This is a genomic window from Gemmatimonadota bacterium (assembly GCA_039715185.1).
Taxonomy (GTDB): domain Bacteria; phylum Gemmatimonadota; class Gemmatimonadetes; order Longimicrobiales; family RSA9; genus DATHRK01.
The window spans coordinates 1-25,481 of record JBDLIA010000005.1 but is presented as its reverse complement, the minus strand read 5'-3'; the positions used below and the strand labels follow the sequence as shown (position 1 = coordinate 25,481).

At 67.9% G+C, this 25,481-nt stretch carries 24 protein-coding genes; 7 read left to right on the top strand and 17 right to left on the bottom strand.

Features of this window, described 5'->3' with window-relative positions; translation table 11 throughout:
* Positions 1 to 58: 58 nt before the first annotated feature.
* The 6 genes from narI to ABFS34_01860 are packed head-to-tail and all read right to left on the bottom strand — an operon-like array spanning position 59 to position 7,953.
* On the bottom strand, positions 59 to 754 hold the full coding sequence (narI, locus tag ABFS34_01885) for a respiratory nitrate reductase subunit gamma (protein MEN8374178.1): 696 nt from the start codon (positions 752 to 754) through the stop codon (positions 59 to 61).
* A 14-nt stretch (positions 755 to 768) separates the two neighbouring features.
* Complete coding sequence (locus ABFS34_01880) at positions 769 to 1,521, bottom strand: molecular chaperone TorD family protein (GenBank protein MEN8374177.1); 753 nt, start codon at positions 1,519 to 1,521, stop codon at positions 769 to 771.
* Positions 1,518 to 3,008 carry a nitrate reductase subunit beta gene (narH, locus tag ABFS34_01875; protein MEN8374176.1) on the bottom strand — a complete coding sequence of 497 codons (1,491 nt, stop codon included), beginning with the start codon at positions 3,006 to 3,008 and terminating at the stop codon, positions 1,518 to 1,520. Before narH ends, ABFS34_01880 begins: the two co-directional genes overlap by 4 nt.
* A gap of 31 nt (positions 3,009 to 3,039) precedes the next feature.
* Positions 3,040 to 6,651 (bottom strand): nitrate reductase subunit alpha, encoded by a 3,612-nt coding sequence (locus ABFS34_01870; protein MEN8374175.1) that lies wholly within the window; start codon positions 6,649 to 6,651, stop codon positions 3,040 to 3,042.
* Positions 6,648 to 7,529, bottom strand: coding sequence for a c-type cytochrome (locus tag ABFS34_01865; GenBank protein MEN8374174.1), 882 nt, complete (start codon positions 7,527 to 7,529; stop codon positions 6,648 to 6,650). Before ABFS34_01865 ends, ABFS34_01870 begins: the two co-directional genes overlap by 4 nt.
* 1 nt (position 7,530) lies before the next feature.
* Positions 7,531 to 7,953 carry an Rrf2 family transcriptional regulator gene (locus ABFS34_01860; protein MEN8374173.1) on the bottom strand — a complete coding sequence of 141 codons (423 nt, stop codon included), beginning with the start codon at positions 7,951 to 7,953 and terminating at the stop codon, positions 7,531 to 7,533.
* Between the two features lie 124 nt (positions 7,954 to 8,077).
* Between ABFS34_01860 and ABFS34_01855 the strand changes: the two genes are divergently transcribed.
* Positions 8,078 to 8,419: a carboxymuconolactone decarboxylase family protein gene (locus ABFS34_01855; protein ID MEN8374172.1), complete on the top strand. Its 342-nt coding sequence runs from the start codon at positions 8,078 to 8,080 to the stop codon at positions 8,417 to 8,419.
* Between the two features lie 59 nt (positions 8,420 to 8,478).
* Here ABFS34_01855 and ABFS34_01850 read toward each other — a convergent pair whose 3' ends face one another.
* Positions 8,479 to 9,192, bottom strand: coding sequence for a molybdopterin-guanine dinucleotide biosynthesis protein MobB (locus ABFS34_01850; GenBank protein ID MEN8374171.1), 714 nt, complete (start codon positions 9,190 to 9,192; stop codon positions 8,479 to 8,481).
* 305 nt (positions 9,193 to 9,497) lie between these two features.
* Here ABFS34_01850 and pilB point away from each other — a divergent pair, with 305 nt between their 5' ends.
* The 3 genes from pilB (at position 9,498) to ABFS34_01835 (ending at position 13,814) form a co-directional block, all read left to right on the top strand.
* On the top strand, positions 9,498 to 11,213 hold the full coding sequence (pilB, locus tag ABFS34_01845) for a type IV-A pilus assembly ATPase PilB (protein ID MEN8374170.1): 1,716 nt from the start codon (positions 9,498 to 9,500) through the stop codon (positions 11,211 to 11,213).
* A gap of 244 nt (positions 11,214 to 11,457) precedes the next feature.
* On the top strand, positions 11,458 to 12,525 hold the full coding sequence (locus ABFS34_01840) for a type IV pilus twitching motility protein PilT (protein MEN8374169.1): 1,068 nt from the start codon (positions 11,458 to 11,460) through the stop codon (positions 12,523 to 12,525).
* 77 nt (positions 12,526 to 12,602) lie between these two features.
* Positions 12,603 to 13,814, top strand: coding sequence for a type II secretion system F family protein (locus tag ABFS34_01835; GenBank protein ID MEN8374168.1), 1,212 nt, complete (start codon positions 12,603 to 12,605; stop codon positions 13,812 to 13,814).
* Between the two features lie 87 nt (positions 13,815 to 13,901).
* On the opposite strand, the gene ABFS34_01830 is transcribed toward ABFS34_01835, so the two are convergent.
* Together ABFS34_01830 and ABFS34_01825 are read right to left on the bottom strand one after the other, a co-directional pair.
* Positions 13,902 to 14,921, bottom strand: a complete 1,020-nt coding sequence (locus ABFS34_01830; GenBank protein MEN8374167.1) for an NADPH:quinone oxidoreductase family protein — start codon at positions 14,919 to 14,921, stop codon at positions 13,902 to 13,904.
* A complete protein-coding gene (locus tag ABFS34_01825) occupies positions 14,918 to 15,853 on the bottom strand; it encodes a LysR substrate-binding domain-containing protein (GenBank protein MEN8374166.1) in 936 nt (311 codons plus the stop codon). The genes ABFS34_01830 and ABFS34_01825 overlap by 4 nt, the downstream gene beginning before the upstream one ends.
* A 137-nt stretch (positions 15,854 to 15,990) precedes the next feature.
* Between ABFS34_01825 and ABFS34_01820 the strand changes: the two genes are divergently transcribed.
* Positions 15,991 to 16,809 carry a hypothetical protein gene (locus ABFS34_01820; protein ID MEN8374165.1) on the top strand — a complete coding sequence of 273 codons (819 nt, stop codon included), beginning with the start codon at positions 15,991 to 15,993 and terminating at the stop codon, positions 16,807 to 16,809.
* Positions 16,810 to 16,850: 41 nt separating this feature from the next.
* Here the strand turns inward: ABFS34_01820 and ABFS34_01815 are convergent, their stop codons facing one another.
* The 8 genes from ABFS34_01815 to ABFS34_01780 all read right to left on the bottom strand — a co-directional run bounded on the left by ABFS34_01815 (position 16,851) and on the right by ABFS34_01780 (position 23,863).
* Positions 16,851 to 17,858 (bottom strand): slipin family protein, encoded by a 1,008-nt coding sequence (locus ABFS34_01815; GenBank protein MEN8374164.1) that lies wholly within the window; start codon positions 17,856 to 17,858, stop codon positions 16,851 to 16,853.
* Complete coding sequence (locus tag ABFS34_01810; GenBank protein ID MEN8374163.1) at positions 17,855 to 18,289, bottom strand: GntR family transcriptional regulator; 435 nt, start codon at positions 18,287 to 18,289, stop codon at positions 17,855 to 17,857. The genes ABFS34_01815 and ABFS34_01810 overlap by 4 nt, the downstream gene beginning before the upstream one ends.
* A gap of 121 nt (positions 18,290 to 18,410) precedes the next feature.
* Entirely contained in the window at positions 18,411 to 18,908 is a 498-nt protein-coding gene (locus ABFS34_01805) for a hypothetical protein (protein MEN8374162.1), read from the bottom strand.
* A gap of 2 nt (positions 18,909 to 18,910) precedes the next feature.
* Entirely contained in the window at positions 18,911 to 19,666 is a 756-nt protein-coding gene (locus ABFS34_01800; protein ID MEN8374161.1) for a succinate dehydrogenase/fumarate reductase iron-sulfur subunit, read from the bottom strand.
* Positions 19,666 to 21,486: a fumarate reductase/succinate dehydrogenase flavoprotein subunit gene (locus ABFS34_01795; protein ID MEN8374160.1), complete on the bottom strand. Its 1,821-nt coding sequence runs from the start codon at positions 21,484 to 21,486 to the stop codon at positions 19,666 to 19,668. Before ABFS34_01795 ends, ABFS34_01800 begins: the two co-directional genes overlap by 1 nt.
* 31 nt (positions 21,487 to 21,517) lie before the next feature.
* On the bottom strand, positions 21,518 to 22,378 hold the full coding sequence (locus tag ABFS34_01790; protein MEN8374159.1) for a succinate dehydrogenase: 861 nt from the start codon (positions 22,376 to 22,378) through the stop codon (positions 21,518 to 21,520).
* A 79-nt stretch (positions 22,379 to 22,457) separates the two neighbouring features.
* Positions 22,458 to 22,757 (bottom strand): DUF1330 domain-containing protein, encoded by a 300-nt coding sequence (locus ABFS34_01785; GenBank protein MEN8374158.1) that lies wholly within the window; start codon positions 22,755 to 22,757, stop codon positions 22,458 to 22,460.
* 59 nt (positions 22,758 to 22,816) lie between these two features.
* Positions 22,817 to 23,863 (bottom strand): ornithine cyclodeaminase family protein, encoded by a 1,047-nt coding sequence (locus ABFS34_01780; protein ID MEN8374157.1) that lies wholly within the window; start codon positions 23,861 to 23,863, stop codon positions 22,817 to 22,819.
* A 122-nt stretch (positions 23,864 to 23,985) separates the two neighbouring features.
* On the opposite strand from ABFS34_01780, the gene ABFS34_01775 reads away from it, so the two are divergent.
* Both ABFS34_01775 and ABFS34_01770 read left to right on the top strand, forming a co-directional pair.
* Positions 23,986 to 24,903 carry a chromate resistance protein ChrB domain-containing protein gene (locus ABFS34_01775; GenBank protein MEN8374156.1) on the top strand — a complete coding sequence of 306 codons (918 nt, stop codon included), beginning with the start codon at positions 23,986 to 23,988 and terminating at the stop codon, positions 24,901 to 24,903.
* On the top strand, positions 24,900 to 25,481 hold a 582-nt coding region (locus ABFS34_01770; GenBank protein ID MEN8374155.1), incomplete at its 3' end, for a chromate transporter. The genes ABFS34_01775 and ABFS34_01770, both read left to right, overlap by 4 nt.

Below are 25,481 nucleotides of genomic sequence, written 5' to 3'. Positions count from 1 at the left end.
AGTGGACTGTAACAGCGTTACAGTCCAGTAGGGCTGGCCTTGGCCTGCGGCCGTTTGGTCATCCGCCGGGACTCGCCGTCCTCTTTCGATTCCAGACGACCACCTGGTACGGCCTCCACAGGTACCAGACGGGAACGACCAGGAAGTGCACGAGCCGGGTAAACGGGATGATCGCGATCAGGGCGAAGGCGTTGATGATGTGCAGCCTCGCCATGAGGGGTAGGGCCGCAACCAACTCCGGCCTGGGCGACAACGCGGCCAGCGACCACAGGTAGGGGATCGCCGTGTGAACGGACCACGCCGCACCCCACCTATGGAATATCGCCGTGAACACGCCGGTCGCGATCTGGGACAGCAAGAGCAGCAGCAGGATGACGTCCCAGCGCGAGGTCACCGCCCGCACCCTGGACACGGAAGCGCGGCGGTAGGAGAGGAGGACCACGCCCACGAGCGCCAGCAGCCCGAAAGCCAGCCCCGTGGCCTCGAGCAGGAACAGGCGCACCGGCACTCGGCTGAAGGCGATCACTCCGCTCGGTACCAGGAGGGCGATGAGGTGGCCCGCGAGGACCACGAGCAGACCGTAGTGGAAAGCCACCGATCCCCAGAACAGGCGCCCGCTCTCCAGGAACTGGGAGGAAAGCGAGGAGAACGAGAAGCCGTCCGAAAAGTAGCGCCTGACGCTCACGATCACCGCGAGCGCCACGGCCACGTAGGGGAGCACGACGAACAGGATCAGGTCCGCGTTGAGCGACATGGTTCGTCCCCGGATTACATGTGTTCGGGCCGCCGCGCGATCCAGCCGCCCGCCGCTCCGGGCGGGCGTGTCTCGGGTGGCCCGTGTGTCTGCATGACCGGCAGCGAACGCGCCCTGGTCCGATCGTTTCGCCCGCCGCCTTCGTCGCCGGGCCGCCTGACCGTTTCCAGAACGGCCGCCAGCAGCGCCGCGTACGGATTCTCGGTGCCCTCGAAGGAGCGCACGATCGCTCGAGTGGCCGGCACGATCGCTTCGTCGATCAGCTCCGCCACCCACGCGTCCCGTCCCCCCTCCAGGCCCGGGGCGGGCTCCTCGAGGACTTCGCTGTGGGCCAGGAAGCGGAGCACCACGCTGAGGTGGTCCGGCAACTCCTGCCCGGTCTCGAAGCCGGACTCGCCGTAGGTGCCGTTGAGGTGCGCCATGAACGCGCCCCGCTGGTAGCTGTCGCCGAACAGGTGGTAACCGACGTACAGGCACACCGAGGGGTTTGTGTCGAACGTCGCGGCGTAGAGTTCCTGTTGCGCGTGTAGGGACAGCACGTCCACCGCTTCCCGATGCGCCTCGAGTGACCGCGCAGCGGCGGGCCGGGCGGCGGCCAGTAGCCGCTGCAACTCGGCGCGGGCCGCCGCGGTGGTCGCCCCCGGGTAGTCCAGGGTTCGCGCCAGAAGCAGTAACGTCGGCCCGCTCGGGGGGGTGCTCGCGCCCTCCACCTCCACCTTCGCGCCGCCCGCGGCCGCCGCCGTGCCCAGCGCTTCCGCCGTGCTCATGGCCCCCGCTTCGCCGGCACGCGTGCGCCGACCCCCGCCGCACCCTTATGGCCGAGCGGGTCCTCCATCATCTCTATCGCCATCTCGCGGTGGTACGGCGGCACCACGAACCGCTCCTCGAACGTGGGTAGCGACGTCAGCCGGTAGATCGCATCGGCCACCTCCCGCGTGAGGCCAGTCGCCGCCAGAACGGCGTCAACGTCCGACCCGACATCATCGCCCACGGTTTCCTGTCTGCGCATGAGCCGCACCGCGATCAACTTTTCGATGACCGTGCGCAGGATGCCCTCGTTGCCGGCGGCGAACAGGCGCGCCAGGTAGCGCAGCGGGACTCGCGCCTGCTCCAGCGAGCCGAAGTAGTCCGCCCCGTCGATTTCGTAGTTGCCCCCGTTCATGGAGGCCATTACGGGAAGGAGGGGCGGCACGTAGAAGAGCATGGGCAGCGTGCGCGCCTCCGGGTGCAGGGGCAGCGCGAGCTTCCACTCCTTCACGTACTTGTAGACCGGCGACTTCTGGGCGGACTCGATCCACAAAGGGTCGATTCCACTGCGTCGTGCCTCGGCGATCACCTCCGGATCGAACGGGTCCAGAATGATGTCGCGCTGCGCCTCCACCAGGTCCTCATCCGGGGCGCCGACCGCCTCGGGGATGCGGTCTGCGTCGTACAGGAGCAGCCCGAGGTAGCGGATCCGTCCCACGCACGAATGGAAGCAGGCTGGCGCCTGCCCCGTCTCGAGGCGCGGGAAGCAGAGGATGCACTTCTCCGACTTCCCCGAGCCCCAGTTGTAGTAGACCTTCTTGTACGGACAACCGGAGATGCACATGCGCCAGGCGCGGCATTTGTTCTGGTTGACCAGCACCACGCCGTCCTCGCCCCTCTTGTAGATCGCTCCCGCCGGACAGGCCGCCACGCAGCCCGCGTTCAAGCAGTGGTTGCAGATGCGCGGCAGATAGAAGTGGATCATGCGCTCGGTCTCGAACAGCGCCTTGCGCTCGTGCTCGCTCAGCTCGCGCAGATTGAAGTCGTTCTCGGCGTAGACCGGGGATCCACCCAGGTCGTCGTCCCAGTTGGGACCGGCCTCGATGTCCATATCCTTGCCCGTGACCATGGAAATGGGGCGGGCCGTGGGCTGGTCGTCCGAAGCCGGCGCGTCGAAGAGATCCTGGTACCGGTACGTGAAAGGCTCGTAGTAGTCGTCCAGGACCGGCAGCTTCCGGTTGTGGAAGATGTTGCCCAGGCTGGCCGCCTTGCCCTGGATGCGCAGCTTGGGCTTGCCGTTCTTCAACTCCCAGCCGCCCCGGTACTTGTCCTGGTCCTCCCACAGCGTGGGATAGCCCGTGCCCGGCTTGGTCTCCACGTTGTTCCACCACATGTACTCGGTGCCTTCGCGGTCCGTCCACACGTTCTTGCAGGCGACGCTGCAGGTGTGGCAGCCGATGCACTTGTCCAGGTGGAAGACCATCGATACCTGTGCACGCACGTCCATTCGGAGTCCTCTCGGGTCGCGTTCGTTCGACCTACCAGCGCGGCTTGCCTGCGAGCTTTCGCACCAAGACGTGTGTGTCCCGGTTCACGCCCGTCGGTCCCCAGTAGTTGAAGTGGTAAGTGAACTGGCCGTAGCCGCCCATCATGAGGACGGGCTTGAGGCGAGTGCGGGTGAGGCTGTTGTGCCCCCCGGCCCGGCGGTTGCCGCGAATGGGCGACTTGGGGACGGAAATCGTCCTTTCGGGCGAGTGGTAGAAGATGCAAACACCCGGAGGTATGCGTGAGCTGACCACGGCCCGCGTGACCACCACGCCGTGGTCGTTGTGGACCTCCACCCAGTCGTTGTCGGCGATGCCGACCGACTCCGCCTCCTGGTCGTTGAGCCAGAACGGCTCAATCCCGCGCGACAGCGTGAGCATGCGGTGGTTGTCGTAATAGGTCGAGTGGATGTGCCACTTGCCGTGCGGCGTCAGGTAGTTGAGCAGCAGGCTGTTCTCGTCCCCCTCGCTCTTGCGAAGATCCCCGTACGCCACCGCGTCGCACTTGGGCTTGTAGGTGGGCAGGTGCTCGCCGAAGTCGATGTAGCCCGGGTGGTCCAGGTAGAAATGCTGCCGGCCGGTAAGCGTACGCCATGGCACGAGCCGCTCCACGTTGTACGTGAACGGGGAGTACGGCCTGCCGTCGTTGCTGAGTCCGGACCAGATGGGGCTCGTGAGGAGACGGCGCGGCTGCGCTATGATGTCCTCGAAGGTCATGCGCACGCCGCGGTACGGCTCCGCCAGGTCCGCCAGCGGAAGCCCCACCTTCTCCTCGTGTGCCTTGAACGCGCGGTACGCGGATTCCCCGTTGGTTTCGGGGGCGAGCGCCAGGATCACGTTGGCGGCTTCCACCGCGTCTTCGAGCGACGGGTGCCGATCCCCGTTCACCGACACCGTGGGCCCGCTTCGGACCAGTTCATCGTACTGATCCTCGATGCCCCAACTGGTGCCGTGCGCGCCGATGCCGTCGCGAGCCGCCGGTCCGAAGCTGATGAAGCGTTCGTGCAGGCGCGCGTAATCCCGCTCGACGACCATCAGCTTGGGGCCGGTCTTGCCCGGCACGTACTCGCACTCGCCCGTGAGCCAGTCTCGCACCGAGCTCTGAGCCATCTCGTCCGGGGAGTCGTGCTGGAGAGGCACCGCCACGATGTCCTTGACCGGATCGGGCAGGTGGACGCGCGCCAGTTCGGCCGTGGCCTTCGCGATGGACTTGAAGATGTCCCAGTCGCTGCGCGACTCCCAGCACGGTGGTACCGCCTGCGTCAGGGGGTGGATGAACGAGTGCAGGTCGGTCGTGTTGAGGTCGTCCTTTTCGTACCAGGTGGCCGCCGGCAGGACAATGTCCGAATACAGCGCGGACGTGTCCATGCGGAAGTTGAGGTCCACGATCAGGTCGAACTTCCCGCGCGGAAGCTCGTCCACGTACTCCACCTCGCTGGTGGTGCCGGCGGCCTTCTCGTCGGCGATTGCGTTGTCGTGCGTACCCAGGTAATGGCGCAGGAAGTACTCGTGTCCCTTCGCGCTCGACATCAGCGCGTTGCCGCGCCAGATGTACCAGACCCGGGGCCAGTTCTCGGGGGCGTCGGGGTCTTCGACGGAGAACTTCAGCTCGCGCGTCCGGATGCGCTCGGCCACCCAGTCCACGACCTCCTGGTCGCTCCCCGCACCGGCGTCCCGGGCGTCTCGCACCAGGTCCAGGCTGTTGCGGGGGAACTGCGGGTAGAACGGAAGCCAGCCGAGCCGCACCGCTCGCACCTGCTGGTCTATCGTGTGGCCCCTGGTCAGGTCGTCGCCGTGCAGCGCGTCGTATTCCCTGAAGCCGGTCTCGTAGCGCCACTGGTCGGTGTGCACGTAGTGGAACGAGGGCGCGTTCTGTAGCCTGGGCGGCTTGAGCCAGTCCTTGGCGAAGGCGATGGTCCCCCACGGCGCCGCGGGCGCGAGCTTCTCCTGCCCCACGTAGTGCGCCAGCCCGCCTCCGTCCACGCCGACCGAACCGGTCAGCATGAGGCCCGTGATCGGGCCCCGGTATATGAGGTTGTTGTGGTACCAGTGGTTGATGCCGGCGCCGATGATCACGGTGTTCTTGCCGCGGGTCGCCTCCGCGTTCTTGGCGAACTCGCGCGCGAACTTGGTGACCGTGTCGGCGGAAATCCCGGTGTAGCGCTCCTGCCAGGCCGGCGTGTAAGGGCTGGTGGGGTCGTCGTACCCGGCGGGGTAGTCGCCGTCCAGCCCGCGCGAAACGCCGAACTGCGCCATGAGCAGGTCGAAGCTGGTGGCAACCGCGACGCGGCCGCGCTTTGTGTCGACGTAGCGGATCGGCACGCCGCGCCCACGCACCACGTCTTCGGCGAAGTCCGAGAACTTCACCAGCGCCACCTCGTCGTGAGCCTCCAGGAACGAAAGCGCCGGCGCGATTTCCGAGCCGTCGACGCCGTCCTTCATCTGCAGGTTCCACTTGCCGCCGGGCTTCTCCCAGCGGAATCCGAGGCTGCCTGTCGGCAGCCGGGGCGCGCCGGCTCGTTCGTCGAATACCGTGAACTTGAAGTCCGGGTTGTCGACGTCGGCGTACCGCTCCAGGTCGCTCGCCCGGAGCAGACGCGAGGGCTGCCACCCCTCTTCCGTGGGCTCGAGGGTGACCAGGAAGGGCCCGTCGCTGTACCGCTTCAGATAGTCCGTGAAGTAGGGTACCTGCCGGTCGGCGTGGAACTCCTTGAGGATCACGTGGTTGGCCGCCATCCAGAACGCCCCGTCCTGGCCGGCGTGCACCGGCACCCACCAGTCGGCGTAGCGCGACACCTGGCTGAGGTCCGGCGAGAACACCACCAGCTTGGAGCCGTTGTGCCTGGCTTCCGCCACGAAGTGCACGTCCGGGGTGCGGGTCATGTTCAGGTTCGACCCCATCACCACGATGTACTTGGCGTTGTACCAGCTCGCGCTCTCGCAAACGTCGGTCTGCTCGCCCCACACTTCGGGCGAGGCGGGCGGGAGATCGCTGTACCAGTCGTAGAAGCTGAGGTTGACCCCTCCCATGAGCTGCAGGAGGCGGGATCCGCCCGCGTAGCTGAGCATCGACATGGCGGGAATCGGCGAGAAGCCGATCACCCTGTCCGGGCCGTACTTCTTGATGGTGTAGATGTTGGCCGCGGCCTGGATCTCCAGGACGTCGTCCCACGAGGCCCGACGGAAGCCGCCCTTGCCCCGCGCCCGGTGGAAGCTCGCGCGCGCGTCGGGGTTCTCCACGATCGAAGTCCAGGCCTCGACCGGATCCGCGTGCCGATCCTTGGCCTCGGCCCACAGGTCGGCGAGTACTCCACGGATGTAGGGGTGCTTCACGCGGATCGGGCTGTACAGGTACCATGAGAACGAGATTCCGCGTTGACAGCCGCGTGGCTCGTAGGGCGGGAGGCCGTTTTCCAGCTTGGGGTAATCGGTGGCCTGCATTTCCCAGGTGACGATCCCGTCCTTGACGAAGATTTCCCAACTGCAGCCGCCCGTGCAGTTGACGCCGTGCGTGCTACGCACCTTCCGGTCGTACTGCCACCGATTGCGGTAGAACTCCTCCCAGACCCGAAACTTCGGGTCCGTGACGTCCTTGATCCAACTCATCGGTGGCCTCCGATCAACGGCTTGCGGACGCCCCTCAGACGTCCTCTCCACAGCACCCCGGCCAGCAGCAGCAGCGCGACCGCGCCTCCCAGTCCGGTCATGGGGAAGGCGAGCGCCGACGACGCTGCGGTGGCGCGGACTTCGTCCGATCGAGCTCCAAGGAACGCGGCGAGATCGGCTATCTCCTCGCCCGTCAGCGGATGGTCCGCAAAGACATCCTGCATGACCGGAAACGGCGCGGTCCCGAGCACGCCTGGGAGCGCAGCTCCGTACTTGGCCGAAGCCGGCGACAGGTCCACCGCGAGGTTGCCGCCGCCGGCCAGCCCGACTTCAACGGCCGAGTGGCAGGAGAGGCAAGCCGGGCCGCCGTTGGCCAGGCGCTTCTCCCCGGTGAAGAGCGCCCTCCCGGTGGTAGCGTCGCCGTCGGCCGCTTCGGACGTCGCCCCACCAGACACCGGCGTGGGCGCTTCGAGGAAGGCGAGTATGGCGTCGACTTCGTCGTCCGTGAGACCCAGCGCGGGCATGGGCAGCTGGTACTCGGCCAGCAGCGCGACGGCTATCGAATCGCCGCCGGCGAGCATCGGCGCCGGATCGGTGATGAAGGCGTCCAGCCAGGCGGTTTCCCGGCGCGTCGTGACGTCGGCCAGGCCCGGGCCCACGAGCCGGTCGGCGCCGAGGCTGTGGCACGCTGCGCACTTCGTCTCGTAAAGCATCTGTCCCTGGCTCGCGTCCGCCTGGGCGGTGACGGCCGCGGACGGGGCCTGCATCGCAGCGGCCGGCGAAACCGCCAACGACAGGGTCCCGGCGAGCACCAGCGCCAGAGCCTTGCCCGCGAAACGGGGCCAGCACCGGCGGCGACCGGTCGCGTACCTCATCATCTCACTCGCCTCCGGAGTCGAGTCCAGATTCGGCAACATCGGACAGCGTGATCTCCCTAAGGCTTGCCTCGAGTAGGCGAACCCGATCCTTGAGCAGGTGGTGCAGAGGACAGGGGTCGTGGTCGTGGCAACGCGCCGCCCACAGGAGGCAACGGGTCAGCAGGATCGACCCCTCCACCGCGACGACGATGTCCAGGACGTTGATTTCGCCTGCCGGCTTGGCGAGCGCGTAGCCCTTCCCGCGCCCGCGCGCCGATTCGACGAGTCCGTGCCTCGCCAGCTTCTGGAAGGTCTTGGCCAGGAAGGAGGGGGGCAGGTCCCGTGCGAGGGCGATCTCCGACAAGGGGATGTGCCGGTCACGCGGTAGGGTGGCCAGAAAACCGAGGCCCCGAATGGCGTGTTCGCTTTCGCGCGTCAACTGCACAGGGATTCGCCAATCAAAGGAGTAAGCGGACCCGTTTAGTCCTATATTAGGAAATAAGCGCCCATCGCGGGACCGTCAAGGAGTTAGGTTGCGATCGGCCCAACCCAGCCCGAGGAGGTGACGCTTGTCCGAGTACCTGCCCCCGTTCTTCCAGAAGTTGCGTGGCCGCTACCCCGACGTGTTCGACCGGCACGAGGCGCTGGCAGGCGCCTGTCACGCTGCCGGCCCGCTGGACCGAAAATCACGGCACCTGGCCAAGCTCGGGGTGGCGATCGGGGCCCGCTACAGGGGTGCGGTGCAGTCGCAAGTCCGCCAGTCGCTGCAGGCGGGAGCCACGAGCGAGGAGATCGAACAGGTCGCGCTGCTGGCGGCCACCACGGTCGGATTCCCGAGCAGCGTGGCCGCGCTCAAGTGGATCGAAGAGGTGCTGGAGGCGAGGGAGACGGCGGGAGCGCCAGACGCCTGAAGGGTGACCTGTCGGTGGCGCTGGGTGAGCCAGCCGCCTACCGCGTCATGCTTCAGGCCTCAGGGTTGCCGGGCGCCGGCGGCCTCTCGCAGAGCGCTCACCGGCTCGGCCCATTGCCAGATCCTGGCAGCGAGTTCCGCCACATCGTCCCGCGCGTACACCGGCAGCGAGCCAACGCCGGGCGCACGTTCCTTCGGGCCCGGGGACGTTCCGTCGAGTGTTTCGCTCTCGACGGCGATGAGCGCGCGAACCTCCGGTATCCGATCCAGGGGCGGCAATTCCTTGCTGTCGTCGGTGATCAACACCTTCGGCACGAGGGACATCATCCAACCTTCCGCCAGGACGAGTTCGATCGACTCGGGCAGCGTCGCACACGCGTCCAAGAGACGGCGCGTTCTGTCCAGGCCCTCCGAGCTTTCGCCGGGGTTGGTCGGCATGTCCCGCGCCGGGCTCCGTCGCGCGCGCGTAAAGCTGGCGATCTGAGCCGGATCGATGACGACGACCGCTCCCGCGCCCGCCTGGGCGAACCGGGTTGAGTCCTTCGCAGGGGGGTGCCAGCTCAGCTCGTGGTGCGTGTGCTTGATCAACGCCACGCGGCCGCGATCGATGGGAAGGCTTTCCAACAGCCGCTCCAAGAGTGTGGTTTTGCCAGTGCCGGACGCGCCGGCTACGCACAGCAGTCTCAAAGGGGGCCAGTCTCCTCTGTTGGGACCGTCTTCGGAACTTCCGGTTTCCGCGACCCGGAGATTCGCTGGACCGGGCGGCGGCTTCATGCTACCCGTTCAGCCGGTGCGCCGACAGAGAGGGCGAGGAGGTGGATCCTGTGCGCCGGTGAGTTGCATCCGCGCGCTGCCCTTCGGCGCTTCGGCCGTTGCATTTCGCCCGACCCGAGGCTCGCAAATCGCGGCCGTCTAGGGCAGACGTCAAGCAGCGCGGCGACCGCGCGAGGAGCCTATCGGCCGATCCGCCGGCTGCCCTACGTTGCGGCACCCGCGCGACAAGAGCCTTGACGCCCCCACGCGCGTGGGCAACATTGGCGTCACTCTCCTCTTAGATTCCCGAAAACTACATAGACGAGATGGCAACGACGCTTGCACCCGCGAGCGGCGAGCGCCTGGGGGACAGGCTCGTCCGTGAGGAATTCATCACGGCGGAGCAGCTCCGGACGGCGCTGGCCGACGCCCAACAGCACGGCACCCGGATCGGCTACTCGCTGATCAAGCTGGGCTTCATCGCCGAGGAGGCGCTGACGCGCATGCTTGCCAAGCAGTACCTGGTACCGGCGGTCGACCTCGAGCGCGTCGAGGTGGACGAGCGCATCCTGCGCCTCGTGCCGGGCGAGTTGGCGCTCACACACCAGATCCTGCCGTTGCGCCGCAACGGGCGCACCCTCGTCGTGGCGATGGCCAATCCCACCGACGGGACCGCCATCGACAACCTGAAGTTCGTCACCAGCCACGACATCGAGCCGGTCGTCGTGGGCGAGTACACGCTGCGCAAGCACCTCGAGAAGTACTACGAGGTTCAGGACGAGCGGCTGAAGGAGATCCTGGACGAATTCGGGGACGACGACGTCGAGGTGATGGAGGAGGAAGACGAGGACGTCAGCATCGCGGCGCTCCAAGCGCAGGTGGACGAGGCGCCCGTCGTCAAGCTGATCAACGGCATCCTCACGGACGCGGTGCTCAAGGGCGTCAGCGACATCCACATCGAGCCCTACGAGAAGGAGATCCGCGTCCGCTACCGCATCGACGGCGCGCTGCAGGAGGTCATGAAGCCGCCGTTCAGGATGAAGGCCGCGCTCACCTCTCGGCTGAAGATCCTGTCGGATCTGAACATCGCCGAGCGGCGCGTGCCCCAGGACGGTCGCATCAAGATGCGCGTCAAGAAGAAGGTGGTCGACTTCCGCGTCTCGACGCTGCCCGTGATCTTCGGCGAGAAGATCGTGCTTCGCATCCTGGACAAGAGCAACCTGACCCTGGACCTGGAAAAGTTCGGGCTGGAGCCGAAGGCCGAGAAGGACTTCATGGCTGCCATCATGAACCCGTACGGGATGGTGCTCGTCACCGGGCCGACGGGCTCCGGAAAGACGACGACTCTGTACTCGGCGCTTTCCAAGATCAACAACGACGACGTCAACATCATGACGGCCGAGGACCCGGTCGAGTACAACCTGCACGGTATCAACCAGGTATTGGTGCGCCCCGATGTCGGCATGAACTTCGCCGCGGCGCTGAAGGCGTTCCTGCGTCAGGATCCGAACATCATCATGGTCGGTGAGATCCGGGACCTGGAAACCGGCAGCATAGCCATCAAGGCATCGCTTACGGGTCACCTGGTGCTGTCGACCCTGCACACGAACGACGCGCCGGCGACCGTGACGCGTCTGATCGACATGGGGCTGGAGCCGTTCAACGTCGCGGCCGCGCTCAATCTGGTGAGCGCCCAGCGGCTGCTACGGCGCATCTGCTCGAGCTGCAAGGCGCAGGCGACGTACTCCGACGACTATCTCGACGCCGCCAAGCTCACGTCCGAGCACCGCGAGCTCACGTTCTACAAGGGCGAGGGTTGCGAGGAGTGCGACGGTTCCGGCTACAAGGGCAGGCAGGGCATCTACGAGGTCATGGCCATGTCGCCGACCCTGCGCAAGCTGATCATGGGCGAAGCGGGCACCGACGAGTTGCGCCAGCAGGCGGTCAGCGAGGGCATGCTGACGCTGCGCATGGACGGCATGAAGAAGGTCGAGCGCGGCATCACCACGCTCGAGGAGGTCGTGAAGGAAACGGCGGCGTAGTCGTCTAGACCGGGGCCGGCTGGAAGTACGGGTCGGCCGGGGCGGGGCCACCCGCCGGCGGCGCCCCACAAAGTGGCTCTCCCCGGAGCTAACTCGAGGAGTCTAACAGGTGAGCACCATCGCGAGCGGGATCCCGCAGGCGCCTCCGGGCGCGGCGGGGCAGGGGGGGGCGGCCACGGGTGGCGCGGGTGCGACCGCAGCGGGCGCGGGGGGCAACGGTACGCCCGGCGAGAAGGCGCTCAACATGCGTGACCTTCTGGAGCAGATGCTCACGAAGGGCGCGAGCGACTTGCACATCACCACCGGGCAGACACCCAAGCTGCGCATCGACGGCGAGCTGACGGAGATTCCCGGGACCGAGCGGTTGATGCCGCGCGAGACCATGGCGCTCGCCTACTCGATTCTCACGGAGAACCAGAAGAAGCGCTTCGAGACCGAGGACGAGCTGGACTTCAGCTTCGGCGTGCAGAAACTGGCGCGCTTCCGCGGCAACGTGTACAAGCAGCGCGGCAGCGTGGCGCTCGCCATCCGGTTGATTCCTTACGACATCAAGACGTTCGACGAACTGGGGCTGCCGCCCACGGTGAAGCAGCTCGCCGAGCGGCCGCGCGGACTGGTGCTGGTCACCGGCCCGACGGGCTCCGGCAAGTCGACCACGCTGGCGGCCATGATCGACAAGATCAACCGCGAAGAGAAGGGCCACATCCTCACCATCGAGGACCCGATCGAGTTCGTGCACCGGCACCAGGGCTGCATGGTGAACCAGCGCGAGATCGGCACCGACACGCAGTCCTTCGGTGACGCGCTCAAGTACGCGCTGCGCCAGGACCCGGACGTGGTGCTGATCGGCGAGATGCGGGACCGCGAGACGATCGAGGCGGCGCTGACCATCGCGGAGACGGGGCATCTCGCGTTCGGTACGCTGCACACCAACTCGGCGGCCGAGGCGGTCAACCGCATCATCGACGTGTTCCCGGCCAATCAGCAGCCGCAGGTGCGAGCGCAACTCTCCTTCTCGCTGGAGGGAGTGGTCACACAAACGCTCCTGCAGCGGGCACAGGGGACCGGACGGGTGGCCGCGGCGGAGGTGCTGGTGTGCACGCCCGCCGTGCGCGCGAGCATCCGCGACGACAAGGTGCACCAGATCTATTCGATCATGCAGGCCGGGAAGAAGCACGGCATGCAGACAATGAACGACGCGCTGTACCAGCTCGTGATCATGGACGAGGTGCGGCTCGAGGATGCGCTCAAGAGGTCGGGCGACCCGAACGAGTTGCAGCGCATGGTGGGAGGAGACGGCGCAGCCGTTTAGGACCGAAGGATACGCGGGCCGCGCGGCGAGGAGGGCCGCGCGGTGGGGGATGACGAAGAGAGGGGAAGGGACGCGATATGCCGATGTTCAGCTACGCCGCCCGCACGCTGGCCGGCGAACTCACCAACGGCGAGATCGATCTCCGATCTCGCGACGACGTCGTGGGCTACCTGCGCAAGCAGAAGCTCATCCCGGTAAAGGTCGAGGAGAAGAAGAAGTCCCTCGGCCAATTCGAGATCAAGATCGGGACGGGCATCAAGACCCGCGACATCGTCATCTTCACCCGCCAGTTCGCGACGATGATCAACGCGGGCCTGCCGCTCGTGCAGAGCCTGGACATCCTGGCCAAGCAAACCGAGAACAAGTACCTGGCCGAGGTGATCGGGCACGTGCTCCACGACGTGGAGTCCGGCAACACGCTGGCCGACTCCATGCGCAAGCACTCCAAGGTGTTCACCGACCTGTACGTGAACATGGTCGCCGCCGGTGAGGCGGGCGGCATCCTGGACGTGATCCTGCTGCGACTCGCCACGTTCCTGGAGAAGGCGGACGCCCTCAAGCGCAAGATCAAAGGCGCAATGATCTACCCGGGCGTGATCCTGGGAGTGGCGGTGTCGGCGGTGGCGATCCTGCTGATCTTCGTGATCCCCACGTTCCAGACGATGTTCGAGAGCGCGGGAGTGCCGTTGCCCGTGCCGACTCAGATCGTGATCGGCATGAGCGCGTTCCTGCAAGCCTATTGGTGGGCTGTCTTGCTTGGCATGGCGGCCACCGTCGTGGCCATTCGCATGACCTACAAGACCGACGGCGGCGAGCTCGCCATCGACAAATTCCTGCTGAAGATGCCCATCCTGGGGAACCTGCTGCGCAAGGGCGCGGTGGCGCGCTTCACGCGCACGTTGGGTACGCTGGTGGCTTCGGGCGTTTCCATCCTGGATGGGTTGGAGATCACGGCGCGGACGGCGGGCAACCGGGTCATCCACGACGCCGTGATGCGTTCGCGGACCAGCATCGCGGGCGGAGAGACCATCGCCGAGCCGCTCAAGCAAACCGCTGTCTTCCCGCCCATGGTCGTGCAGATGATCAACGTGGGCGAGCAGACGGGCGGCCTGGACGAGATGCTCACCAAGATCGCCGACTTCTACGACGAAGAGGTGGACGCGGCGGTGGAGGCCCTGCTGAGCGCGATGGAGCCGATCATGATCGTGGTGCTCGGTACCGTGGTCGGCGGCATGATCGTGGCCATGTACCTGCCGATTTTCGACATGATCAACGCGGTGCAGGGGTAGGCGCCGCCGCGAGACGAGGACGCCTTCCCGCCCGCGGGAAATCCCGCTACACCAACGTCGCGCCCTCGGCCACGCCCGGGGGCGCGTTCACACGCGCAGCACAACCTTGCCGTAGCTTTCCCGCGACTCAATGAGGCGGTGGGCCTCGGCCGCGTCCCCAAAGGCGAGCACATGGCCCACCTGCGGGCGGACGCCGTGCTTATGCACGAACCCGACCAGGTCCCCCCAGATCCTCCGCAGCAGGCCGGTGTGCGGTACCAGGTACCCAACGTGGCTCGACGACATGCCTATCGAACGGGTGAGCATCTCGCGCAGGGGCATGCGCGGACGGCCCCGCCACGCGCGCCACAGTGATAGGGGGCTCCAGAGCGTATAGTCCAGCGACGCGTAGCCCGCTACCACGACGCGCCCGAAAGGCGCCAGCGAGTTCTTGGCCGCATCGAACACCTCGCCGCCCACCATCTCCAGCGCGACATCTATCCCGCGGTCACCAGCTACTTCGCGCAGGCGATCTTCCCATCGGTCGGAGCGGTAATTGACTGTCGCGTCGGCGCCCAGTTCGCGCACCCGTTGCAGCTTCCGATCGGAGCCGGCGGCGGCGATCACAGTGCAGCCTAGCCGATTCGCAATCTGCACGGCGGCAGTGCCCACACCTCCCCCCGCCGGGGAGATCAGGACCCGGTCGCCCGGGTGGACACGACCCGATTCCACCAGACCTACCCACGCGGTGAGGTAATTCACCGGGAAGGCAGCGTTCTCCTCCGCGGAGAAGCCCTCGATCGCCGGAAGCGCCGCCGCCTCCTCCACCACTAGCGAGGTGGCGTATGCGCCGTGCTGGGTGCCGACCACCACGGCCTCTCCGGGGCTCCTCCCCACGCCCTCGCCCACGTCGTCGATGTTGCCCGCGGCCTCCATGCCGAGCACGTACGGTAGCTTCGGCGCCCAGCCGTAGAGACCCTTGCGGGAGAGGATCTCCGCGTAGTTGAGGCCGATGGCCTCTACGCGCACGCGCACCTGGCCGGGGCCGGGCCGTGGCTCGCTGCGCGTGGTGGGTCGCAGCACGTCGGGAGCGCCGTGGCGGGTCAGGACATAGGCTTGGGAGCTCACGCTGTGCTGCGTGCCGCAGCGACTCGCGGTTGCAACTCGGGATCCGCCGCGCCCTCACCCAAGCAGGCTTGCAGCGTGGCCATGAACGCCCGAGACGCCAGGCAGAGGTGCCGATCCGCGTGCCGGATCGCGTACATCGAGCGCTGAGGGGCGGGGTCGATGGGTATCGCCCTCAGCCCCGCCATCGACGCGCTGTCACCCGCGTAACACGACGGCAGCAAGGTCACGCCCAGGCCCGCGCGTACGGCCGCGCAGATGCTCTCCGGCGCGGATATCTCGGCCACGATTCGCGCCGCGGAGCCGTTGCTGCCGAGCGCCTCGTCGATGCCCAGGCGCAGGCACAGGCCATCGGGTGGCACGATGAGCGGAAGTTCGGCCAGTGAGGATAGCGGCACCGGTCCCCCGGACAGCGCGTGCCCCAGCGGGACCACCAGCACCAACTCCTCCACGTAGAGCGGCGTGGCCTGGATCGACTCGCCGGTCCCGGGGAGGTAGCAGATCCCCAAGTTGACCCTGCCGGCGCTCACGGAGTCGACCACGGCCGCCGACGATTCCTCACGCACGCGTACCGTGACGTCGGGGTGCTCATCGCGAAACCGCGCGAGGGCACGGACGACGAGCGAGAGGTTGGCGGTGTGCACAGCCGCCACCGTCAGCTCGCCCCTGACCGCGCCGACCGCCTCCTCTACCGCCACCCGCGCGTTCTCCACGTCCTTCAGGACCCGCTCCGCGTAGCCGCGCAGGGCACGCCCGGCGGTGGTCAGCCGCACGCCGGTGGAAAGGCGGTCGAACAGCGGCGCGTCGAGTTCCCGCTCGAGCGACTGGATCTGCTGCGAAAGCGCCGGCTGGGACACGTAACTCGCCTCGGCCGCGCGCGTGAAGTGGCGGTGCTCGGCGACCGCTAGAAAGTAACGCAACTGGCGGATGTTCATAAGCGGCACGGATTACCGGGATCACGATTGGATATTTGTACGAATCACTCCGGCCACGGTACGTTCGCCCCACTGCAGAATCAAGTCGCCGTGCTCCCCGTTCGCGCGCGGGACACAGGGGACCGGGAAAGGGAGAGATGATGCACGTCAGGAGCGGGGTCGTCCGTGCGGTCGCGGGAGCAGCGGGGCTGATCGTGGGCGCAGTGGCCGGATGCCAGCCGGCCGCCCGAGGTGAAGAGGCGAACGCTTCGGCGGAAGTGGGCTCAGCCGTCCACGCAGAGAGCACGCCGAAAGCGGGATTCGCGTCGCACCCCGGGAGCACGGAAGACTCCGCCTTCGACCTGGTGTTCACGGCGGTGCGCAGGGAGGGCGACGAACTCGTGTTCGTCGAGCGTGTGAGCGGCAGGGCGGGGGTCACCGTCCCCACGCCGGCTGGCAAGCTCGCCGGAGCCGAAGTGTTCAGCTACGTGTGGCCCACCAGCCTGGACCCCTCCGTGGTGGAGTTCGAGGAAGGGACCGGTACCCTGGCGCTTGCGGCCACGTCGCACCCCGACTTCGACGACACGCCGCTGTACGATGAGGACGGCGACGGAGACAACGGCAACGATGGCCGGCTCTGGCACAGCCACTGGGTCGTGCTCACGCCGGACCCGGAGTGCGGCGCCGGCTCGCTCAAGGTGCGGGACATCCCCGAGGGGGCCGAGCCCAGATTGCCGGCCACGTGGCCGGGCTTGCCGCTCTTCATCGACAGCCCGGGCTACGAGCCGGATATCTCCGGTGCGGAGATCAGAGTACCCGTGCCCCTGAAGGAGTTGGGTTTCCCGGCCGATTTTTCCTACGACGGGGTGACGGCGGCGCTGCGCGTCAACGAAAGCGTGCACAACCCGCTGCTGTGCGTCAGCGAGGTGTTCGACGTCGCCTCCGGCGACCTGTCGCTGCCGGGGACGGTGGGCTAGCGGAAAGAGAAGCGCCGAGCCGGGCCCCGGGAACGGGCGATCTAATCCACGCCTTCTCGCCGCCTCTGCAAAGCACGGGGCTCCGCCGCGCCGGCCTCCGCCGCCTCCGGAGCCTCCATGCCGGCCGCACCGGCCATGCCCATGATGCCCGGCAGGTTGAGCGAGTCTGCGAGGCCCGAGGGCACGACCATGAGCGAGCCGCGCTTGACGATGCTCTCGTAGAGCATGTTCATGGCGCGCAGCTTGAGCGCCACGGGGCTGTCGGTGTAGCGGTCGGCGGCTTCCACGAACTTGGAGGCGATCTCGGTCTCGGCGGTGCCCAGGATGATGCGCGCCTGCCGCTCCCGCTCGGCCTGCGCCTGGCGCGACATGGCCTCCTCCAGCGCCTCGGGGATCACCACGTCGCGGATCTCCACCGACTGCACCTGGATGCCCCAGTCGTGCATCTTGCGGTCGAGCGATTCCTGGAGCCCGCGACCGAGCTCCTTACGGGCCTGGATCAGCTCGGCCAGGTCATGCTTGCCGATGGCGTCCCGCAGCGCGGTCTGCGCCGCCAGGATCACCGCCTCCTGGTAGTCCTGCACCTCGAGCGCGGCGCGCTCGGCGTCGTAGACGACCCAGAACGCTATCGCGTCCACGTCCACCGGCACCGTGTCCTTGGTCAGGCACGACTCGGCGCCGAATGCGGTGGTGCGGATGCGCTGGTCGATGTGGTAACCGATGCGGTCGAGGATGGGCACGATCGCAAAAAAACCGGGGCCGCGTAGGCCGCGGTAGCGCCCGAAGCGCAGCACCACTGCGCGCTCCCACTGGTCGGAGAACTTGATGCTGGAGCCGATCACGAGCGCGGCGACGCCCGCGACGGCACCCGCGATCGGCAACGCGAGGCCCGCGAGGGCGAGGCCGCCCAGGAGTCCACCCGCGCCCAGCAGGCCGGCGGTCAGAGCCGGCACGGGATAGCGCGTGTCGTTGGGTGAGGTGTTCACGTCGGTTCGCTTGGCGAGCGCGGTCGAACGTTCGATGCGCCCGAATATGCTGTTGTCTTTCATGCGCTGGATCCCCGGCTGAGGGAGCCGCGGTCGGCGTCGCGGTACTCGCCGATCGCCTCGAGCAGGTCGACCACGTCGAAGCCCAGCGCCTCGACGCGCTCCACCGCCTCGCGGCAGGTCTCGTGCAGGCTACGGTAGCGAGCGCGTTCCTCTTCGGAAGGAGGGGAGAGGCCCACGAAGGTGCCCTCTCCTCTGCGCGTGGTGGTTACGCCCAGCCGCTCGAGCTGGCCGTACGCGCCCTCCACTATGCGCGGGCTCACGCCCAGCGTAACCGCCAGCTCCCGCGCCGTGGGCAGGCGCTGACCCGTGCGCAGGCTGCCTTCGACCACCGACAGCCAGACGTCCTGGACGATGACGTGGGCCACCGGCTGCCCGGCGTGCTCGGCGATCCTCGAGGCCAGGCGCCTTGAGATGCGGTCGGTCGTCATCATTGGGAGCTCCCCGCGCGACATACGCGTCGATGACGAAGAATAGTGAGACAAGCGGGCACGCGCAGGAGAGCACGAGCGCGGTCCGGGCGTCGACCGCCGCGGCCCGGCGGGACGGCGACGACTATTCCAGCAGCGTCGGTCCGGTTTCCGGGGCCGGCGCCAGGGCGCGGTGCTCGTTGAGGAGCCGCGCGCAGGTGTTCCAGCGCAGCAGCGCCGCGTCGTCTCCCGGAGGGCTCAACGCCTGCGCCGTTTCGAAGCACTCCATCGCTTGCCGGAAGGCGTCGTAGGCCACGTGCTCGGAGCCCGGAAAGCCCCGCGTGTGGCGCGCTTTCGCCACGCGTTCGTGGATAATGCCGGTGTAGTAGGCTTGCTCGTATTCTCCCTCGAGCGAGCCGATATGCGAAAGCACGTCGGCGCGGGAGGGCCCACCTTCGGCGCCAAACTGGTCGGAGAGCGATAATACGAGATCGACGCGGGCGCGTTGATTCCCGGGGTCCACGCTCAGCACGTCGCGGCAAATGCTCTCTGCCTCGCGGGGCTCGTTGAGCAGTCGGTAGCGCTCCGCCTTGTCCAGCGCGCCGGCGATACCCGCCTCGGAAAGTCGCTTGAGCTCGAACATCGTTACTCCTTCGCGCGGGGCCGGCCCCGAACCAACTGTACCAGTTTCGAGAGCGGATCGTATGCGACGTCCGCCACGCGCTCCTTGAGCGGGATGATGGCGTTGTCGGTAATCTGAATCTCTTCGGGGCAGACGCCAGTGCAGCACTTGGTGATGTTGCAGTAGCCCACCCCCTGCGCCTTGCGCAGCTCCTCCCGACGGTCGTCCGCGTCGAGCGGATGCATCTCCAGAGCAGCCACGTGCACGAGAAAACGAGGACCTATGAAGCGGTCGTGCAGGCGATGGTCCCGCAGCACGTGACAGACGTCCTGACACAGGAAGCACTCGATGCACTTGCGGAACTCCATGACCCGGTCGACGTCCGACTGGTTCATCCGCCAGGTGCCGTCCGCGGCGTCGGGGGGGCGCGGCCTGAACGGGGCGATGCGCCGCTTTACCTCGTAGTTCCACGACACGTCCGTCACGAGGTCCCGGACGAGCGGGAACGACTTCATCGGCTCCACGGTGATAGGCCGGTCGATCGGCAGCTCGTTCAGGCGCGTCATGCACATCAGGCGAGGCGTGCCGTTCACCTCCGCCGAGCAGGACCCGCACTTGCCCGCCTTGCAGTTCCAGCGCACGCCCAGGTCCTGCGCCTGGTCGGCCTGGATCCGGCGCACCGCGTCGAGCACCACCATGCCTTCGTGGATCTCGGCGTCGTAGTCCCGGAACTCGCCCGCCTCGTCGCCGCGCCAGATGCGGAAGGTAGCCGTCGCCATCAGCCCATCTCCTCGATGATTCGACGCAGCCCCTCGGGGATGTCGGGAATCGGCGAGCGCGACACGATCATGTCCCCGTCGGGTGCCTTCTTCACCACCAGGTTGGCGTCCCCCCAGGCGGCGTCCTTGTCCGGATGATCGGCCCGCGTGTGCGCGCCGCGGCTCTCCGTGCGCTCGAGCGCAGCGCGCGCGATCGCCTCCGCCACCGTGAGCAGGTTGTGAAGGTCGAGAGCGGTATGCCAGCCCGGGTTGTACTCGCGATTGCCGGGCACCCGGATGCGCGCCGCCCTCTCCCGCAGGGCGCCGATCTCGTCGAGCGCAGCCTGGATGCTCTCGGCCGAACGGACGATCCCCACGCCGCCCTGCATCACTTCCTGGAGCTCGCCCTGCAGGCGATAGGGTCCTACGTCCGTGGCGGCTCCGGAAACTTCGTCGAAAGGCGCGAGCATCGTCCCGGTTGCCTCCCTGACAGCGGACTCGTCGATCGCGGCGGCGGGGTTTTCCCGCGCGAACGCCGAGGCGTGCTCGCCGGCGCGTTTGCCGAAGACCAGCAGATCGGACAGCGAGTTGCCCCCGAGCCGGTTCGCGCCGTGCAGCCCGCCCGCGCACTCGCCCGCGGCGAAGAGTCCCGGCACGCCGGACATCTGCGTTTCGGCGTGCACGCGGATCCCGCCCATCGAGTAGTGCGTGGTCGGGCCTACCTCCATCGGCTGCCGGGTGATGTCGATGTTGGCGAGCTGCCTGAACTGGTGGTACATGCTGGGGAGCTTGCGCTTGATGTGGGCCTCGGCCTGGGGGAGCTTTTCCCCGATCCAGGCGATGTCCAGGAACACCCCCCCGTGCGGGCTGCCGCGCCCCTCGCGGACCTCGCGCACGATGCAGCGAGCCACGTGATCGCGCGTGAGCAACTCCGGCGGGCGGCGAGCCTCGCGGTCGCCCTGCGTGTAGCGCCACCCTTCTTCGGGATTGTCCGCGGTCTGATCCGTATACAGCGGCGGGATGTCGTCGAACATGAAGCGACGCCCCTCGCTGTTCTTGAGGACGCCGCCCTCCCCGCGCACCCCCTCGGTCACCAGGATCCCGCGCACGCTGGGCGGCCACACCATGCCCGTCGGGTGGAACTGCACGAACTCCATGTCGGTGAGCTCGGCGCCCGCGTCGTAGGCCAGCGTGTGGCCGTCGCCGGTGCATTCCCAGCTGTTGCTGGTGATCAGGTAGGCCCGGCCCGTGCCTCCGGTCGCGAGCACGACGGCGCCCGCCCGGAACACCAGAAAGCGCCCGCGTTCGCGCTCGTACGCCACCGCCCCGGTAATCCGGCCGCCGTCCTTCAGCAGCCGCACGACGGAGACCTCCATGTGCACGTCGATGCCGCGGTGGATCCCGTGATCCTGAAGCGTGCGGATCATCTCCAGGCCCGTGCGATCACCCACGTGAGCAAGGCGGGGATAGGCGTGGCCGCCGAAGTTGCGCTGCAGGATGCGGCCGTCGGCCGTGCGGTCGAACAGCGCTCCCCACGACTCCAATTCATGCACGCGCTCGGGTGCTTCGCGGGCGTGCAGCTCCGCCATGCGCCAGTTGTTGAGGTAGGCGCCGCCGCGCATGGTATCGGCGAAGTGGACGCGCCAGCCGTCGCGCTCGTCCACGTTGGCCAGGGACGCCGCGATGCCCCCCTCCGCCATGACCGTGTGCGCCTTGCCCAGGAGCGATTTGCATACGACCCCCACCGAGACCCCGGCGGCGGACGCCTCGATGGCGGCCCTGAGGCCGGCTCCGCCGGCGCCGATGATGAGCACGTCGTGCTCGATCGTCTCATAGCTCATCGGCCGACCCGCCCCCCTCGCCGGGCCGCCGTCACAGGATCTTCCAGTCGACCCAGATGCCCATCGAGCACAGCCGTACGTAGACGTCGGAGAACGCCACCCAGAACAGGCTGAACCAGGCCCAGGTCATGTGCCGGCGGTTGAAACGGCTCGCGCACGAGTACGCCTTCTGCCGCAGCGGCCTCTTCGAGATCTGGGTGAGCTTTCCGCCCACCAGGTGTCGCAGCGAGTGACAGCCGAAGGTGTAGCCGCCGAGCAGGGTCACGTTGAGCGCCAGCACCAGCGTGCCCACCCCGATGCCGAACTCGGTCGCGCCCGTCGCGGGGTCGGTGAACCAGAGCGCCCGCCACACGTCGTAGCCCAGGATCAGCAGGAAGGCGAGCGCCAGATACAGGAAGTAGCGGTGCGCGTTCTGGAGCAGCAGCGGGAAGTGCCGCTCGCCCAGATACGTCTTGCGGGGCTCGCCAACCGCGCACGCCGGCGGGTCCGCCCAGTGCGACTTGTAGTACGCGCCGCGGTAGTAGTAGCAGGTAAGTCGAAAGCCGGCGGGCGCCCACAGGATCAGGAACGCGGGCGACCACGGCATCCAGCCCGGATACCACGCCGGCTTGGCCCCGAACCAGGCGTGCCCCGATGCGCCGAACAGCTCCGGCGAGTAGAACGGCGACAGGTAGGGTCCGAACGTGTAATGCGCGCCCTGGAACGCCGCCCAGGTGGAATACACGATGAAGCCGGTGAGTGCGAGGAAGACGACGCCAGGTTTGCTCCACCACGCGTCGGTGCGGGAGGTCTCCGCGAAACGCCTCGCGGGCAGCGGTCGCGACAGGGGAGGCGGCGAGGCGGGCAGGGTACGTACCGTGGGGCGGGCGGGCGTGGACGTCCCAGAGCTCATTCAGCACTCCTCGCGGGGTGTCGGACGATGTAGCTGACGCGAACGGCGCGGAATTATGTCAGGGAGGGGGCCACCGCGGCTAGGTCTGCCACTCTCCGATCACCCGCGCGCCTCCCGCCGAGGGGACGAAGTGCTCTTCCCGGACCTTCAGGTATTCGGGGTCCGCGAAGAAGCGCCGGCGCGCGTCGGGGTCGGGGAAGCGAATCGTGAAGACGCGGTTGATCGGTTCCTCCGAGTCGGACTTCAGCACCTCGGACACGCGAAAGTCGTAGGCGAACCGTCCCCCGTACGACTCCAGGATGGGCGTCATGCGCAGCCGGTAGGTGCGGTATTCCTCCTCGTCGGTCACATCCAGAGCGACCAGGATCTCGTGTGCCATCGGGCAAGCCTCGCGGCGAAGCGTTCGTGCGGCGCGCCTCTCGCGGCGCGCCGCTCCGCCTACAACTTGGGCACGAAGCGAGGGCTGACCAACGCCGGCACCCGGCTCCCGCCGAAGAACCGGAAGGATGCGCCCCTGCCCGCGGTGATCGCGCGCTCGTAGACCAGCGCGGCCGAGGCCACGTCCTGGATCGCCGTGCCCGTCGAATCGAAGATCGTGATCTCCTCGGGGGAGGTCCGCCCGGGCTTCGTGCCCGCCACGACCTGGCCCAGGTCGGCCGCGACCGCGCCCAGCTCCAGCTCGCCCGACTCCAGCGCGTGGTGCAGATCGCCGATTTCGGCGGCCTGCTCCAACACGTCGGGGATGAGCCGCCCCGTCGCGAGGAGCGCGGGCGAGAGCTCTCGCTTGATTCCGTTGTCCGCTCCCACCCCTGCCACGAACGCGCCCTCGCCCACATCCTCGGGTCCCAGGACGAACTCGAGCGAAGGGGTGCACGTGACGAACACGTCGCTGGCCCGGGTGTCGTCCCCGAGGCGTTGAACCGGTAGCACCTGCACGCCGTAGGCCGCGGCCGTGTCCGCGGCGAACGACGACGCCGCGCGCGGATCCGAGTCGAGCGCGTACACGCGCTCCAGGGGAAGCACCGCGGACAGCGCCGCGACGCTGGCCCGTCCCTGCGCCCCGCACCCGATGATCGTCAGCACCCTCGACTCCGGCCTGGCCAGGTGCTTCGCCGCGACCGCCGTTGCCGCCGCGGTCCGTCGGAGGGTGATCTCCGCCGAGTCCATGATCGCGAGCGGTACGCCCCGCTCCGCGTCGAAGAGCAGCAGCAGGCCCTGGATGGTGGGCAAGCCGTGGGCCGCGGGATTGGCCGGGAAATTGGCGTTCGTCTTGGACGCGAAGTAGGGCGGCGCGGACGGCAGCGCCGCGGCCTTCACGTGAAAGCCGCCCCCGTCCACGTGCACGCCGCAGATGGCCGCGCGCGGCATCCGGCCCTCGCCGCGCGTTCGGAACGCCGCTTCGACGGCGTCGATGCAGGCCGGGTAATCCAGCAGCGCCGCCACATCCTCGGCGCCCAACAGCAGGGTATCGCGTGGCGAACTCAAGTCTCCTCCAACGTTGCGCTCGATTCGTTGTGATGATACAGTTGTGACACTTAATGCAACAGATGTGACATTGCCGCAAGAGGCGTGTCGGGCGGGGACGGTAACGTGGCGGAGGGGGGAGCGTGGCGGACGAGAAGGCGCGTGACTGGTTGGTCCTCATCCACCAACTGCCGGCGGAGCCGGCGTCGCTGCGGCTCCGAATCCTGCGCCGCCTGAAGGCCGTCGGCGCGGTGGCGCTCAAGAACTCCGTTTACCTGTTGCCCGACACGCCGGACACGCGCGAGGACCTGCACTGGATCCGGCGCGAAGTGATCGACGGAGGCGGAGACGCCACGCTGTCGGTGGCTCGCTTCCTCGAGGGCGTGCCGCGCGGGCAACTGGAGGCGCTGTTCAGGGAAGAGCGGGACCGGGAGTACGCGGAAATCGCGCAGGCCGTCAAGGAGGATCCGGACCGCACCGGTGTCGGCAAGTTGCGGCGTCGTCTGGACGCCGTCATCGCGCGGGACCACTTCGACGCCGCCGGCCGCGCGGCCGCCGAGCACGCGCTACGGATGCTGGAGCAAGACCAGTCGGGCGGCGGCGTACACGTTGGAGGTGACGTGCAAGAAAAACCGGACGGCGCGACCTGGGTCACCAGGCGCGGCGCGTTCATCGACCGGCTGGCCAGCGCATGGCTCATCCGGCGGTTCATCGACCCGGGTGCGCGTTTTCGCTTCGTAGACCCCGACGCCTATGAGCACGCCGAGGGCGAGCTCCGCTTCGACATGTTCGAGGGCGAATACACGCACGAAGGCGAGCGCTGCACGTTCGAGACGCTCGTGGCTCGCTTCGGCCTGCGTGACGTTGGCCTGATGCCGCTCTCCGAGATCGTCCACGACATCGACTGCAAGGACGACCGGTTCGGTCGGCCCGAGGCACCCGGTATCGCTACCGTGGTGCGCGGGATCGGCGCCGAGCACGAGCGCGACGAAGATCGTCTCGCGTCCGCTTCCCATCTCTTCGACGGGCTGTTCGCTCGTTTCACGGCCGCTCCGGATTGAGCCAACCGCCTTTTCGCGACGCCACCCGCGCGTGGGTGCGGGTCGCGGCCCAGAGCTTCGGCGGACCCGCGGGTCAGATCGCCGTCATCCACCGGATCGCCGTGGAGGAGAAGGGTTGGGTGAAGGAGGACGGCTTCCTGCAGGCCCTGGGGTACTGCATGCTGCTGCCGGGGCCGGAGGCGCAGCAGCTCGCCACCTACGTCGGCTGGAAGCTGCACGGCGTTCGCGGCGGCCTGGTCGCGGGCGGTCTGTTCATCCTGCCGGGTTTCCTGTCGATCCTGGCGTTGAGCCTGACTTACGCGCGCTTCGGCGACGCCCCCGCGCTGACCGCGCTGTTCTATGGGCTCAAGCCGGCGGTGCTGGCGATCGTGCTGCAGGCCGTCTGGCGCCTGCGAACGCGCGCCTTGCGGGACCGGCCGTCGCTGCTCATCGCGGGCGGGGCCTTCGTCGCCATGGCCGCCTTCGCGGTGCCCTTTCCGCTGGTGATCCTGAGCGCGGCGGTGCTGGGCGCGCTCGGACTCGATCGTGCCGAGGCGGCCCCCGCGGCGGCGGGCGAGGCCGTCCCCCCCGCGCGCCGG

Bases quoted from the DNA above. Each gene is read 5' to 3' on its own strand.
- narI (MEN8374178.1), bottom strand. From the start codon at position 754: ATGTCGCTCAACGCGGACCTGATCCTGTTCGTCGTGCTCCCCTACGTG.
- ABFS34_01880 (MEN8374177.1), bottom strand. From the start codon at position 1,521: ATGAGCACGGCGGAAGCGCTGGGCACGGCGGCGGCCGCGGGCGGCGCG.
- narH (MEN8374176.1), bottom strand. From the start codon at position 3,008: ATGGACGTGCGTGCACAGGTATCGATGGTCTTCCACCTGGACAAGTGC.
- ABFS34_01870 (MEN8374175.1), bottom strand. From the start codon at position 6,651: ATGAGTTGGATCAAGGACGTCACGGACCCGAAGTTTCGGGTCTGGGAG.
- ABFS34_01865 (MEN8374174.1), bottom strand. From the start codon at position 7,529: ATGATGAGGTACGCGACCGGTCGCCGCCGGTGCTGGCCCCGTTTCGCG.
- ABFS34_01850 (MEN8374171.1), bottom strand. From the start codon at position 9,192: ATGAAGCCGCCGCCCGGTCCAGCGAATCTCCGGGTCGCGGAAACCGGA.
- pilB (MEN8374170.1), top strand. From the start codon at position 9,498: ATGGCAACGACGCTTGCACCCGCGAGCGGCGAGCGCCTGGGGGACAGG.
- ABFS34_01840 (MEN8374169.1), top strand. From the start codon at position 11,458: ATGCGTGACCTTCTGGAGCAGATGCTCACGAAGGGCGCGAGCGACTTG.
- ABFS34_01835 (MEN8374168.1), top strand. From the start codon at position 12,603: ATGCCGATGTTCAGCTACGCCGCCCGCACGCTGGCCGGCGAACTCACC.
- ABFS34_01825 (MEN8374166.1), bottom strand. From the start codon at position 15,853: ATGAACATCCGCCAGTTGCGTTACTTTCTAGCGGTCGCCGAGCACCGC.
- ABFS34_01820 (MEN8374165.1), top strand. From the start codon at position 15,991: ATGATGCACGTCAGGAGCGGGGTCGTCCGTGCGGTCGCGGGAGCAGCG.
- ABFS34_01815 (MEN8374164.1), bottom strand. From the start codon at position 17,858: ATGAAAGACAACAGCATATTCGGGCGCATCGAACGTTCGACCGCGCTC.
- ABFS34_01810 (MEN8374163.1), bottom strand. From the start codon at position 18,289: ATGATGACGACCGACCGCATCTCAAGGCGCCTGGCCTCGAGGATCGCC.
- ABFS34_01805 (MEN8374162.1), bottom strand. From the start codon at position 18,908: ATGTTCGAGCTCAAGCGACTTTCCGAGGCGGGTATCGCCGGCGCGCTG.
- ABFS34_01800 (MEN8374161.1), bottom strand. From the start codon at position 19,666: ATGGCGACGGCTACCTTCCGCATCTGGCGCGGCGACGAGGCGGGCGAG.
- ABFS34_01795 (MEN8374160.1), bottom strand. From the start codon at position 21,486: ATGAGCTATGAGACGATCGAGCACGACGTGCTCATCATCGGCGCCGGC.
- ABFS34_01790 (MEN8374159.1), bottom strand. From the start codon at position 22,378: ATGAGCTCTGGGACGTCCACGCCCGCCCGCCCCACGGTACGTACCCTG.
- ABFS34_01785 (MEN8374158.1), bottom strand. From the start codon at position 22,757: ATGGCACACGAGATCCTGGTCGCTCTGGATGTGACCGACGAGGAGGAA.